The 13503-nt window shown below is 69.4% G+C and carries 15 protein-coding genes; all 15 read left to right on the top strand.

Annotated features, from left to right (window positions below; genetic code table 11):
• Positions 1-5: 5 nt before the first annotated feature.
• Complete coding sequence (locus tag ACH4E7_RS06850; protein ID WP_396247938.1) at positions 6-155, top strand: hypothetical protein; 150 nt, start codon at positions 6-8, stop codon at positions 153-155.
• Positions 152-1369 (top strand): phage portal protein, encoded by a 1218-nt coding sequence (locus ACH4E7_RS06845; protein WP_396247937.1) that lies wholly within the window; start codon positions 152-154, stop codon positions 1367-1369. Before ACH4E7_RS06850 ends, ACH4E7_RS06845 begins: the two co-directional genes overlap by 4 nt.
• Before the next feature lie 3 nt (positions 1370-1372).
• Positions 1373-2074 (top strand): HK97 family phage prohead protease, encoded by a 702-nt coding sequence (locus ACH4E7_RS06840; RefSeq protein ID WP_396247936.1) that lies wholly within the window; start codon positions 1373-1375, stop codon positions 2072-2074.
• 129 nt (positions 2075-2203) lie between these two features.
• Positions 2204-3634: a phage major capsid protein gene (locus tag ACH4E7_RS06835; RefSeq protein WP_396247935.1), complete on the top strand. Its 1431-nt coding sequence runs from the start codon at positions 2204-2206 to the stop codon at positions 3632-3634.
• A 60-nt stretch (positions 3635-3694) separates the two neighbouring features.
• Complete coding sequence (locus ACH4E7_RS06830) at positions 3695-4018, top strand: hypothetical protein (RefSeq protein WP_396247934.1); 324 nt, start codon at positions 3695-3697, stop codon at positions 4016-4018.
• A 1-nt stretch (position 4019) separates the two neighbouring features.
• Positions 4020-4589, top strand: a complete 570-nt coding sequence (locus tag ACH4E7_RS06825) for a hypothetical protein (protein WP_396247933.1) — start codon at positions 4020-4022, stop codon at positions 4587-4589.
• 12 nt (positions 4590-4601) lie between these two features.
• The gene (locus ACH4E7_RS06820; protein ID WP_396247932.1) at positions 4602-5207 is read left to right on the top strand and encodes a hypothetical protein; all 606 of its coding nucleotides are present in this window, start codon (positions 4602-4604) and stop codon (positions 5205-5207) included.
• Positions 5207-5701 carry a hypothetical protein gene (locus ACH4E7_RS06815; protein WP_396247931.1) on the top strand — a complete coding sequence of 165 codons (495 nt, stop codon included), beginning with the start codon at positions 5207-5209 and terminating at the stop codon, positions 5699-5701. The genes ACH4E7_RS06820 and ACH4E7_RS06815 overlap by 1 nt, the downstream gene beginning before the upstream one ends.
• Before the next feature lie 9 nt (positions 5702-5710).
• The gene (locus tag ACH4E7_RS06810; protein ID WP_396247930.1) at positions 5711-5938 is read left to right on the top strand and encodes a hypothetical protein; all 228 of its coding nucleotides are present in this window, start codon (positions 5711-5713) and stop codon (positions 5936-5938) included.
• Positions 5938-6903, top strand: a complete 966-nt coding sequence (locus tag ACH4E7_RS06805) for a phage tail tube protein (protein WP_396247929.1) — start codon at positions 5938-5940, stop codon at positions 6901-6903. Before ACH4E7_RS06810 ends, ACH4E7_RS06805 begins: the two co-directional genes overlap by 1 nt.
• Positions 6900-7361, top strand: a complete 462-nt coding sequence (locus ACH4E7_RS06800) for a hypothetical protein (protein ID WP_396247928.1) — start codon at positions 6900-6902, stop codon at positions 7359-7361. Before ACH4E7_RS06805 ends, ACH4E7_RS06800 begins: the two co-directional genes overlap by 4 nt.
• A 17-nt stretch (positions 7362-7378) precedes the next feature.
• Positions 7379-7564, top strand: a complete 186-nt coding sequence (locus tag ACH4E7_RS06795; protein ID WP_396247927.1) for a hypothetical protein — start codon at positions 7379-7381, stop codon at positions 7562-7564.
• Positions 7554-8039: a hypothetical protein gene (locus tag ACH4E7_RS06790; protein ID WP_396247926.1), complete on the top strand. Its 486-nt coding sequence runs from the start codon at positions 7554-7556 to the stop codon at positions 8037-8039. The genes ACH4E7_RS06795 and ACH4E7_RS06790 overlap by 11 nt, the downstream gene beginning before the upstream one ends.
• Positions 8040-8070: 31 nt before the next feature.
• Positions 8071-10659: a phage tail tape measure protein gene (locus ACH4E7_RS06785; protein WP_396247925.1), complete on the top strand. Its 2589-nt coding sequence runs from the start codon at positions 8071-8073 to the stop codon at positions 10657-10659.
• 15 nt (positions 10660-10674) lie between these two features.
• Positions 10675-13497 carry a hypothetical protein gene (locus ACH4E7_RS06780; RefSeq protein WP_396247924.1) on the top strand — a complete coding sequence of 941 codons (2823 nt, stop codon included), beginning with the start codon at positions 10675-10677 and terminating at the stop codon, positions 13495-13497.
• Positions 13498-13503: the final 6 nt, after the last annotated feature.

Genomic DNA, 13503 nt, shown 5'->3' with positions numbered 1-13503 from the left:
TGCCCGTGCGTCCTCGCCGACGTCTCATCTCCGATCTGGTTGACGTGGCCGGCCTGGGCTGTCTGGACGCGGCCGCCTGGTGGCTGCACCCGGTGGCGGGCCTCGCCGTCGCCGGTGCCGCGCTGCTGTTGATCGGGTGGGTGATGGACCGGTGAGCCTCCTTCGCCGTGCGGCCGAGCGCCGCGTGATGCAGCAGTGGGGCGACTCATCGATCCCCACGAACGGCTGGTCGATGGCCGGCCTCTCCAGCGCGGGCGTCCCGGTGTCCGACCAGACTGCCATGCAGCTGTCCGCGGTCTGGGCGTGCGTGCGGATCCTGTCGACCGCGGTGTCCGGGCTGCCGATGGTGGCGATGCGCCAGCGCGGCGCCGTCACCGAACCGGTGCCGGACCAACCCGCGATCGTGGTCGACCCGTTCGGCGGCTTCAATGACCTGCGCTATCTCAGCCGCCGCGCCGGTTTTCAGCAGCTCGCTGTGTCCTTGGGCCTGCGCGGCAATGGGTACGCGATGGTGCTGTCCAGGGACTGGCTGTACCGACCGAACCGCCTCACGGTGATCCACCCCGACCGTGTGAAGGTCGACTGGGGCGACGACGGAGCCCGCACCTACCAGGTCGACCGGCAGCCGGTTTCCGCCGCCGACATGGTGCACCTGATGGGCATGTGCCTGCCCGGCGAGCCGACCGCCATGTCGCCGATCGCCTACGCCCGCCACACGATCGGCCTGGGCCTCGCGGCCGAACAATACGGGGGACGCTTCTTCGACAAGGGCGCCCACCTGTCCGGCGTGATCACGGTCGACGCGAACCTCGACCGGCAGACCGCACGGCAGATGAAGGAGGCGTTCGAGGCCAGCCACTCGGGCATGGCGAACGCGCACGCAATCGGCGTGCTGTCCGGCGGCGCGAAGTGGCAGTCGATCTCGGTCACTCCGGAGGACGCCCAGTTCCTCGGCACGCGGGCGGCATCCACGTTGGACGTCGCGATGCTCTACGGCGTGCCCCCGCACATGCTGGGCCAGGTCGACCGAACGACGAGCTGGGGCACCGGGATCGAGCAGCAGGGCATCGGGTTCGGCACATACACCCTCGACCCGTGGATCGGCATCTATGAGGACGCCTGGACCGCCATGTTGCCGCGGGGGTCCACGGCCAAGCTCGACACGACCTCGTTGCAGCGTACGGACACGGCTGGCCGGTACGCGGCCTACACGCAGGCCCGTACGAGCGGCGTCCTGACGATCAACGAGGCACGCGCCAAGGAGAATCTGCCGCCGGTCAAGGGCGGCGACGACATCTTCGCGCCGCTCAATTCTGCCCACAGCGGCACCGACTCTGCTCCGCCCCCTGACCCCATGCCCGGAGAGTGAGCCATGGACCTGTCCGCACGGGCCGCACGGCCCACCACCGTCCAGCGCCGTTCGACGCCGTTCCAGGGTGTCGAGTTGCGCTCCAAGCCGTCCGGGACCGGCGGCGAGACGCTGACCTTCACCGGGTACGCCAGCGTGACCGAGCAGGGCTACGAGATGGAGGACTGGCTCGGCTCCTACACCGAGGTCGTCCGCGCCGGCGCGTTCAAGAAGACCCTCAGCGAAGGCGCCGACGTGCCGTTCCTCGTCAACCACGGCGGCCTCACCTTGGCGAGGACCAAGTCGGGCACGCTGCGGCTCGCCGAGGACGACACCGGGCTGCACACCGAGGCCGACCTCGACCCGTCCAGCCCTCACGTCCAGGCCCTGCGCTCCGCCATGGAGCGCGGCGACGTCGACGAGATGAGCTTCGGGTTCTGGGTCACCCGCCAGCAGTGGTCACCGGACTACGACCAGCGGGACATCCTCGAGGTCAATCTCAGCAAAGGCGACGTGAGCGTCGTGAATTACGGCGCGAACCCGGCCACGGCGGGCGCCCAGCTGAACGCGCGCGAGGTCGGCCAGCAGCTGGAGCGGCTGTCCGCCGACGACCGCCAGGCACTGTACGAGCGCCTGGCCGCCGAGTTCGCCCCGGCACCCGAGGAGGCTGCGGCGCCGTCCCTGCTCGGCCTTGACCAGGCGCGTCTTCGCCTGCTCTCCCTCTGACTTCACCGCCTGCCGACCGCGCCGGAGCCGCGCCGGTGGCCACGCCGCACCTTGTGCACCTGGCCGCCACCCGGACCACCACCCGAGCAGCAGGCACGCCACCACACATCACCGACCGAAGGACCAGACATGTCCCGTGAGTTCATCACGGCCCTCCAGGACCGGCGTGCCGCGCTCAAGACCGAGCTCGGCGAGATCCTGAAGGCCCCCACCGCCGAGACCCGCGACCTCAACGACGACGAGCGCTCGCGCTTCGACGCCAGGGAGGCGGAGGTGCGGCAGATCGACGCCCGCATCGCCGAGCTGGACGAGCAGCTGCAGCGCGACGCGCAGGCCGCGGCCACCGCCAAGCGCTACGCGCCGACCGTCACCGTCACCTCCGAGCCGAAGACCTATCAGCGCGGCAACAACCACTCGTACTTCCTCGACCTGATGCGCGCCCAGCTCGGCCAGGGCGACGGCGACGGCGGCGTGAACGCGGCTCGCGAGCGCCTCGCCCGGCACCGCTCCGAGCTGGACGTCGAGATGCCGAAGCGCGAGCGCCAGCGTGCGGCCCGCGCCGAGCAGGAACTCCGCGGCATCGACCGCGAGTCCAGCTTCGAGAAGCGCGTCAACCCCAACCGGGTCGACGGCCAGGGCGGCTACTTCGTGCCGCCGCTGTGGCTGATCGACGAGTACATCGATCTGCCGCGCTTCGGCCGCACCATCGCCAACAGCGTCCGCAACATGACGCTCCCGGCTGGCACCGACAGCATCAACGTGCCGAAGGTCGCCACGGGCACGTTGACCGGCGTGCAGTCCGCCGACGCCGCTGCGGTGACGTCGCAGGACCTCACCGACACTTTCGTGTCCGCGCCCGTGCGCACGATCGCCGGCCAGCAGGACATTGCCATCCAGCTGCTCGACCAGTCCCCTGCGTCGTTCGACCAGATCGTGTTCCACGATCTCCACGCCGACTACAACCAGCGCCTGGACCTCCAGGTCATCAGTGGTTCCGGCGTGTCCGGCCAGCTCAAGGGCATCCTCAACGTGAGCGGCATCAACGCCGTGACCTACACGGACGCCTCGCCGACGCTGGGCAAGATCTACCCGCCGCTGATGCAGGCGATCTCCCAGTCCGCCCGCAACCGCAAGATGATGCCCACCGCCATCTTCTTGACCCCCGCGCGCTGGTTCTGGATGGCGAGCCAGTTGGACGGCCAGAACAGGCCGCTCATCCTCCCGGACACCTCCGCCCCGTGGAACCCGCTCGCGCTCCAGACCGGCGACGGCGTCGAGGGCCCGGTCGGACGAATCCTGAACTTCCCTCTGCTGGCCGACGGCAACATCCCCGCGAACCTCGGCGCCGGCACGAACGAGGAACGGATCATCATCTCCCGCACGAGCGACATGTACCTGTGGGAGGGCGCCATGCGTACGCGCGTGCTGCCGGAGATCCTCTCCGGCACGCTCCAGGTCCGCCTCCAGGTCTACAACTACGCCGCCTTCATGGGCGACCGCAGGCCCGAGCAGATCTCCGTCATCTCCGGCACCGGCGTGATCGCCCCGGCCGGATTCTGATCCGACCCCTGACCGGCCCGCCGCCAATCCCGGGGCGGCGGGCCCTCCGATGGAGGAACCATGCACGACCGGATTGCCGAGCTTCGCGGCCTGCGCGCCGAGCACACCATCCACGCCCAGCACCAGGACAACGACCGCGCCAGCCAGGTCGAGGCGGCCATCGGCGCCGTCGTCGCCGCGGTCGACGCGGACATCGAGCGCCTGGAGACCGAGGCCGCTGACCTCGCCGAGAAGGGCCAGCACTTCCCCGCCGCCGACCGCGCCGAGACCGCGCGGATCCTGCGCGCGGGCCTCGATGAGCTGGCGCTGCCCACGCCGCCCAAGCGCGGCAAGCAGACCGCTGCGGCTGCCCAGGCGCCCGAGACGGCGAGAGGCGGCGAGTGACATGCCACTGGTCAACGGACGCTACGGGCCCAAGAACCCGGCGTGGCTCCTCGCGGGGGCGCCTGCCGGACTGTCCCGGGAGAACATCGCCCGCTCGCACGTCCTGAACGACGGCGGGGTGTTGGCCTCCGGGGTCATGCTGGCCACCGCCCTGCCGCTGTACGCCGGCGACGTCGTCACGAACCTCACCTTCGCCTCCGGGGGCACCGCAGCGGGCACCCCCACGAACTGGTGGTTCGCCCTCTATGACACCTCCGCCACCCCGAACCTGCTCGGCCAGAGCGCCGACCAGCTCACCGCGGCATGGGCGGCCACCACCTCCAAGACCCTGCCGCTCTCGGCGCCGGTGCAGATCACCCAGACCGGCATCTACTACGCCGCCGTCATGGTGAAGGCCACCACCGCGCCCAGCCTGGTCGGCTTGGCGACGCTGACCGGCGCCGTCACCGGCATGACCAGCGGCGACAAAACCCTGACCACCGTCAGCGGTTCGGCGCTGACCGGCACGGCGCCGGCCACAATCGCCACCCCGTCCGTCAGCGCGTTCGTCCCCCGGGTCGTCGCCACGTAGCGAGGAGGCCCGGTGAGCATCGTCGACCTCACCTCGGTCAAGCTCCACCTGAACATCCCCAGCGCTGACACCAGGCAGGACACCGAGCTGGGCCGGTTCATCTCGGCTGCCGACGACCAGGCCCGCTACGTGTGCGGCCCGATCATGGCGGAGTTGCACACCGAGTGGTACGACGGCGGCCGGCCGGTCATCTCCCTGGACTGGCAGCCTGTCGCCTCCGTCACGAGCGTGACCGAGTACGTGGCCTCGTCGACGTGGAACCTCACCGAACAGCCGCTCGGCAGCGGCGGGATGGACTCGTACGGGTACACCGTCGATTACGCCCGCGGCACGATCACCCGCCGAGCGGTCGGCCAGGACGTCCCGTTCCCCCGAGGGGTGAAGAACGTCAAGATCGTATACACGTCCGGGACCGGCATCGTCCCGCCCACGGTGTTCCTCGGCGCCCTGGAGCTCATCCGGCACCTGTGGGCGATGACCCAGCAGGGAGGCCGGCCGAAGTTCGGGGCGACCGGCTCGTTCGATGGTGACGGTGCCCCGGTCCCGATGGGGTTCGCGCTCCCGGCCCGGGTGCTGGAGTTGTGGGCGCCGTTCCGTCGGCCCCCGGGGGTGGCGTGATGACCATCCCCTCCTCGTCGGTCCCGGCCGCGCGGCTGTGGCTGTTCAACGCCCTGAAAACCGCGCTCACTCCGGACCCCGGCACGGTCAGTGGCCAGGGCTCGTACGGCGACGCGAACGCCAGCCTGTTGGTGTGCCTGGACGCCCCGGGCACCTACCAGCCTGAGGACATCGTCGCGGTTGGCAAGATCGACCGGCGGATCAACGTCTCCTCGATGGTCGGCAGTGGTGGCGCGGGCTGGCTGATCGAGCACTTCAGCATCGAGATCACGATCGAGTGCGCCCGCGCCACCGACGACAGCCAGAGCGCATTCGAGCGCACGTGCACCCTCATCGACGCCATCACCGCCGTCGTCCGCACCGACCCCACCCTCGGCGGCAACGTCCTGTGGTCCCAGCCGGCCCGCTCCGACCTGGAGACCGTTTGGGCTGACGACCACTCCCACTGGGTCGCCACCGGCACCCTCACCGTCGAGTGCAACCAGCGCATCTAGGAGGCCCCCTTGCCCCGCTTCACCTACCAGGGCGAGGAGGGCCGCTACTACCCCTCGCTCGCCCTCAAGCCTGGCCCCGGCATCACCTACGACCTGGACGCCGACCCCGGCGACGGCCGGTGGTCCGCCGCCGCTGACAGCAGCGCCTGGACCATGCAGCCCGGCTTCGAGCCCGGCGTTGCCGCACCCGTCGAAGAGCCGGCCGCCGAGCCGCACGACACCACCGGAGGTGAGTGATGCCCCAGCCGTCCGCCAGGTCATTCCTCGGCATCGCCAAGGAGACCGTCTTCGGCACTCCGGTGGCCGCGACCGCGTTCCTCGCCGTGAAGGACATGAAGCCCAAGGAGAAGCTGAGCCTCCTTCCGGACAAGGGCTACCGCGGTTCCATGGTCGAGGTCTACGACGAGATCAGCGGCCCGATCTGGGCCGAGTACGAGTTCGGCGGCGACGTCTTCCCGGACACGCTCGGCTGGGTCGCCACCGGTGTCCTCGGCGACCTCACCACGACCGGCGCGAGCGCCCCGTACACGCACGCCGCTGCCGTCCTCAACACCGGCACGGCCCAGCCGCCGAGTTACACGCTCTCCGACTACTACGCCATCTCCACCAGGCAGTTCGCCGGCACGAAGTTCAGCGAGCTCGGGCTGAAGTTCAACGGGGACGGTCTGCTGGAGTACTCGGCCAAGGCGGTGACCCTCGCGTCCGCGACGACGTCGGCCCCGACGCCCTCCTACACCGCGGTCACGCCGATTGCCGCGTGGCAGGGCGCCGTCACCATCGGCGGGACGGTGGTCACGACCCTGATCGACGGCGAGTGCACCATCAAGCGGCCCGTGACGCCGATCCACACCGCCGACGGCACGCAGGCCCCGGTCGCCCTGTGGTCCGGCCCGGTCACCGTCTCCGGCAAACTGACGCTGATCATGGAGGACGATTCCCAGCTGACCAACTACCTGACGAACGCGAAGCCGTCGCTCGACTTCAACTTCGCCCAGGGCGCCGGTGCTGCCGCGGTGCAGGTCAAGCTACACATGTCCAAGGTCGCGTACAGCTCGGCCGAGATCAGCCGCGGCAAGGACTACATCGAGCTGTCCGTCAACTACGAGGCCCTCGCCAACACCAGCGACGTCGGTACCTCGGGCGGCTACAGCCCCATCAAGATGACCATCCAGAACGCCATCGCAGCAGGGACGTACAAGTGACGATCGACATCAGCACTGCCACCCGCATCCCGCTGCCCGGCGGCGCGTGGGCCGACCTCCGGCCGGTCAGCGACATCACCGAGCGGCACCGCCGCCCGATCCGCAAGCTCTCCACCGGGCTGCTCGGCCACGCCGACTTCGCCGCCGCCGTCGCCGAGATGCAGGCCTCCGGCAAGGACCCGGGCAGCCTCACACCGGACGAGCAGCTGCGGGTCGCCGCCGGCATGGGCAGCGCGTTCGACGACCTGGAGGCCATCCAGGATCTTCTTGTCGTCGCCGCCGTCCGCGGCTGGAGCTTCGACGCCGTCCCCATCACCGTGGACGGGCTGCTCGACCTCCCGGGGCAGGCTCTGGACGCCCTGCGCGCTGCGGTCGCCCCCTACCAGAGCGCCCTCAACCCCAACCTCAAGGATCCGTCGCCGGACCCGCAGTCCCCTACCGTGCCCTCCAGCGCCTGAGGAACGCCCTGGAGGGGATGAGGGGCGTCACGGGTGTGCCGGACGAGGAGTACCGCACGTGGCGCTTGTGCACGCTGCTGCACTGCCTGCCATCCCAGCTCGACGACGAGTCGGCGCTCACCCTGGACTGGCTCATCGCCGTCGACGACACCGTCGCCAAGGCACGGGCCACCCTGGAAAGGAGGGCGGCCGATGCCCGGTGAAATGCGGGCCGTCGTCCGCGGCGTCAAAGAGGCCCAGGCCTCACTCGTGAAGATGGACGCGTCCATCGACCTCGCCACCCTCAAAGCGCTGAAAGCCTGCCAGGGCCTCGCGAGGCAGTCCATCAAGGGGCAGCTGCGGGGCCGGCCACGCTGGGACCACCGCGGCAAGTCGTCCCGCACCGGCGACACCGTGCGGCTCAACCTGAACCCGCACGTCGTCTCGAAGTCCGGCGGCCCCGGCCGGCTCACCGGCTCCCTGTCGAAGTCGATCAAATCCAACCGCAAGCCTCGCCCGCTGCCCGGGGGTGGCTTCAACGGCGTGGTATTCGCGGGCGGTCGCGGAGGCCCTCAGAACCTCTACAAGGGGCAACTCGAAGGCCGATTCCCCTACTTCAAGCCCGGCGTGGACAAGGCCGAGCCGAAGATGGGCGCGATCTGGGCGGCGGCGTGGGGCCGCGCCACCGAGAAGTGGTGACGCACCAGAACTGAACAGTGGGAGGTGAGTCGTGGGCGGCCTGCCTCCCGTCTTCATCGAGTTCATCGGCAGCTCCGCGGGCGTCAAAACCGCCGTCGCGGAGACGAAGGTTGCCCTCGCCGAGGCCGACGCCGCCGGCGCGGGCGCCTTCCAGCGCAGCGGCATGCTCGGTAAAGCCGCCCTGGCCGGCCTCGGCGTGGCGGCGTTCGAGGCCGGCAAGCACGCCATCGAGGCAGCCGGGGACTTTCAGGTCCAGATGACCCGTGTCCGTACTGGCGCGGGCGAGGCCGCCGAGAACATGCAGATGGTCTCGAACGGCGTGCTCGCAATGGCCGGCCAAGTCGGCCAGAGCACCGAGCACCTCACCGCCGGGCTCTACCAGATCGAGTCGGCCGGCTACCACGGCTCTGCCGCGCTCGAAGTGCTCAAGAACAGCGCGATGGGCGCGAAGGTCGGCGCCGCCGAGCTTTCGACGGTGGCAGACGCGACCACGACCGCGATGAACGCCTACAAGATGAGCGCGGACCAGTCGGCCGAGGCGACGAACGCCTTGATCGCGACAGAATCCGAAGGCAAAACCAACCTCGAGGCCCTCGCCGGCAGCATGAGCAAGATCCTGCCGACGGCCGCCGCCGCGCACGTCGGCCTCAACGAAGTCCTCGGCGCGATGGCCACCATGACCGCGCAGGGCACCAGCGCCGACGTGGCGGCCACCTACCTGCGCCAGACCATCGGCAACCTGTCCAACCCGTCGGGCAAAGCGGCTCAGGAGATGCGGTCCCTGGGTCTGTCGTCAGTCGAGGTCTCCCAGAACCTCGGCAAGAACGGCCTGGCCAGCACACTGGAGATGCTGACCGACGCCATCCAGTCGAAGATGGGCCCCGCCGGCACGGTGTTGATCGAGCACCTGCGTGCGGCGGCGAAGGACACCAACGCCTACCAGAAGGTGTTGGCCAACCTGAAGCCCGATCAGCAGACCTACATCGGCGCCCTGGCGGACATGGTCGGCGGCACCAAGTCGATGATGGCTGCGCTCGAGCTGACCGGCCCGCACATGCAGGACTTCAAGAACAACACCGCAGGCATCAACGAGCACGTCAAGGCCGGCGGCAAGTCGATCGAGGGCTGGGCGGACGTCCAGCAGAACTTCAACCAGAAACTGGACTCGGCGAAAGCCTCGGCGGGGGCGCTGGCCATCCAAATCGGCCAGTACCTCATGCCCGTCGCCGAGAAGGTCGCCGTGGTCATCGCCGACGGCGCCCGCTGGCTCACACAGCACGAAGGGGCGGCCAAGGCTGCGGCGTTCACCATCGGCGGCGTCCTCGTCTTCGCTCTTGCCGCGCTGACCGCCCAGCTGTACGCCATGGCTGCCGCGGCCGCCACCAACCCGGTGACCTGGATCATCCTCGGAGTCGTCGCCCTCGTTGCGGCGCTCGTCGTGCTCGCGATGCACTGGCGCCAGGTCTGGGACTGGATCCGCGGCGCCGGCCATGAGGTGGCGGCTGTCGTCGTGGCCGCCTGGCATTGGATGGGCGATGAGACCGATGCCGCCTGGCAGTGGGTCTCCAGCCACGTCCAGGACGCCTGGCACGGCATCTCGAACTTCTTCGTCTCCGCGTGGCACACCGTCACCGACCCGATCGTCGCGGCCTGGCAGTGGGTCGTCAGCGTCACGTCCCAGGTCTGGGGCGGGATCCACGACTTCTTCGCGAAGTGGTGGCCGCTGCTGCTGGTGATCTTTCTTCCGGTTCTGGCGATCTTCATCGCGATCTGGAATCACTGGCATGAGCAGATCATCGACACGGTGATGACCGTCTGGCACGCGGTCAGCGACTTCCTCTCCAGCACCTGGGCCAGCGTCGTCTCGATCGCCCAGAGCGCCTGGGCGGAGGTGCAGACCTGGATCGTCCAGCCCACAGGCGAGGCGCGCGACTACCTCGTCGGCCTGTGGGGCGAGGCGTCCGCGTGGCTGTCCGGCAAGTGGCACGGCATCGAGAATGCGGCCCGGTCAGCCTGGCGCTCCGTCTACGAAGCGATCGTTCAGCCGGTCGAGAAAGCCGCGGATGCCGTCGGCACCGCCGTGGGCAAGGTCGCCTCGGCCGTCAAAGGCGGCATCTCCTCGGCCTGGAATGCTGCCAAGGAGGAGGCCGGCAAGTTCATCAACGTCGGCACCGAGATCATCAACGGCATCGTCAAGGGCATAGAGGGCAGCTGGAACTGGCTCAAGAACAAGGTCAAGAGCCTGGCCAGCGACATGCTCAAGGCCGCGACGGACTTCCTCGGCATCAACAGCCCCTCGAAGGTGTTCGCTGACCACGTCGGCACCAGCATCCCGGAGGGCATCGCCGTCGGCGTCCAGGCCAGCGCGGGCGTCGCCCTCGCGGCGGTCACAGCCCTGTCCGGGGCCGCCGTCGACGCGGGCACCATCAACGGCCTGCAGCAGCCGGCCGCCGTGTCCCTGCCCGCAGGCGTCGGTGCCGGCCAGATCGTCCAGCACACCACCCACATCACCGTGCAGGGATCCGTCCTGGCCGAGCGGGACCTACGCGACCTCGTCCGGCAGGAGAACCTGCGCGACGGCGCCCGCAACGTCGGCACGTACCAGTCCTACAGCCGCTAGACAGGAGGAGCCCCCATGACCACTCCGAACCCGAACTGGCCGGTGGTCGAGGAGTCATGGGGACCCTACTGGCAGCCCTACGGCGGCCTCATCTCCGGCAACCGCTGGTCGGAGATCACCGGCCGCGTCCGCGGCACCATCTCCCAGAACCGCGGCCGCCAGTACGAGCTCGACCAAGTCCGGGCCGGCGAGCTACGGCTCCAGCTCGACAACACCGACGGCACGTTCGACCCGTCCAACATGGCCAGCCCCTTCGCCGGCCTCGTCCGACCGATGGTTCCGGTCCGGCGCCGCGCGCAATGGCCGCCCACCATCAATCGTCTCAGCCAGGGCCAGGCCACGGGCGGCGACGTCGGCGGCTGGCCCCTCGGCACGCTCGACGGGAACTCCACGCAGGTGTTCAGCGACACCGGAACCGGATCGGTCGTCACCGACGCCACCGCCTACCGGGGCGGCCGCGTCCTGCAGTTCCCGGTCTCCAGCGCCGCTACCGCGGGGCAGCGCGTCCTTCACACCTCCGAACCTGCGGGCGAGCCCGGCGCCACCTACACGGTGCAACTGCGCGTCCGCAACGTCACGCCGAGCACCACAGTCCAGGTCAAGGCCCACGTCGGCTGGTACCTCACCGCTGGTGCGTCGCCCACCGCCTACGCCTACGGCACGACCGTGACCCTCACCGGCTCGGCCACCGCAGCGTGGACCCAGATCACCTGCACGGCCACCCTCCCCGCAGGAGCGATGGGCATCACCGTAGGTGCCGCGGTTGCCGCAGCACCCGCCTCCAATGCCACCGTCCAGGTCGACGAATGGCAGCTGGAGAAGAACGCCAGCGCCTCGGCGTGGGTGCAGCCGGGCGTCTGGTACCCGCTGTATGGCGGGTTCATCGAGCGGTGGCCGCAGTCCTGGACGGATCCCAAGTACGCCCTGACGAGCCCCGTGGCCACAGACGTGTTCGCGGCGTTCTCTCAGCTCACCCTCCAGGGAGCCTTCGCCCAGGAAGTCATCGCCAAGGGCCTGCGCTTCATGTACCCCCTCAGCGACCCCCAGGGCTCCACCGTCGCCGCGGACACCACCGGCCAGTGCCCGCCCGCCATCGTCACCAACGGCGCCAACGGGGCCGCGACCCTGACGTTCGGCACCCAAATCACGTCGGCCAGCCCCGGGGGCGCCTACACCGGCGCCACCGGCACCGTATGCACCATCGTCGGCCAGTACCCCGGCAGCAATCTCTTCAGCGGTCTGACCTACCTGTCCCTATCGCAGGGCGGCGTCACCGGACCGGCCAACCCAGCCGAGTGGATCAGGATGATCGCCTTCCGGTGGACCGGCGGCACGATCTCACAGGCCGCCAACATCTGGGTCTGCCAGGACGGACGGACGGACCCGGCGGCAAACAGCCACACCACTCTCTACCTGGACTCCAGTGGCCACCTGAACCTCACCCTCGCCTCGCCGACCACCAACGCCGGCACGTTCACCGCCTACCCTCCCACCAACCTTGCGGACGGCAACTGGCATCTCGCAGTCTTTGGGTACTCGGCCAGTTCCGGGTACGCCGTCCTCTCCGTAGACGGCTCCCCCAACGCTTTCCCAGTCGCGCCAGCCACCGCCGCACCCACCGGCCTGATCTCCGACGTCATCGGCGGCTACGTAGATCCACGTCAGGGCAACAGCGCCCTCTACGCCTGGCAGGGCGACATCAGCTACGCCACCGAGTTCCAGAGCTCGTTCGCCGCGAGCATCGACTCGCCCACCCTCACCACGATGTACAACGCATGGAAGAGCGCGCTCGCTGGAGAGTCCACCGACAGCCGCTACAACCGCGTCTTGTACTGGGCCGGGTACCTGGCGGGCAAGTCCATCCAGACCGGCCGCACCACCGCCATGGGACCCGCCGCTGGCGGCACCGCCCTGCAGCTGCTCCAGGACATCGTCACCACCGAAGGCGGCAACCACTACATCGACCGCGCCGGAAACGTCGTCTTCAAGAGTCGCGCGGACCGGTACAACGCGGTGACGTCGGCCTACACGTTCGGCGACGGGCCCGGCGAGTACCCGTACGAGCCAGGCCTCGGCACGGACTACGACCTCACCCGCGTCGCCAACATCGTCTCCACCACCCAGTCCGGCGGCCAGACCTTCACCGCCAAGGACAGCACCAGCATCAACCAGTACTTTCCCCGCACCGCCTCCCGCACCATCAACTCCCAGTCCGCGCTGGAGGTGCAGGACGCTGCGAACTACCTGCTCAGCAGGTACCGGCAGCCCGCGATGCGCATCACCTCCATCACCCTCAACCCCGCCGCCAACCCGACGCTGTGGCCCGTCTGCCTCAACCTCGAACTCGGCATGAGGGTGACCGTCAACCGGCGCCGCGCCGACGGCAGTCTGATCAGCCTGGCGTGCTTCGTCGAGAACATCCAGACCGACATGAGCCGCGACACCGCGCGGTGGGTACTCCAGCTCAGCCCGGTCGACACCACCCCCTACGGGCTGTTCGCCTCGTTCCACACGACGCTCGCCACCTCCCCGGCGGCAGGCGTCACCACGGTCACCATCAACGCCGGCGCGGACAACACCAACCCGGCAGCAGCCCAACTCGGCAGCGGCCAGCAACTCGTCCTCGGCCTCGGCACGGCCACTCAGGAGACCGTCACCATCCAGTCCGTTGGCGCCACCACGGCTGGCTGGACCACGGCTGTCCTCACCCTCACCACCGCCACCACCAAGGCCCACACGGCGGGCGATGTGGTGTGCGAGCCGCTGCCGACCGGCGTCACCGACCCCACCACCTGGGACAGCGTCGCCAAGTTCGACTCCACCGCCTTCTCCTACTAACCGCCG

This window comes from Kitasatospora sp. NPDC018058, from assembly GCF_044327205.1.
GTDB lineage: Bacteria > Actinomycetota > Actinomycetes > Streptomycetales > Streptomycetaceae > Kitasatospora.
Note: the sequence above shows the minus strand (reverse complement) of the source record. Positions and strands in the feature narration are given on the sequence as shown.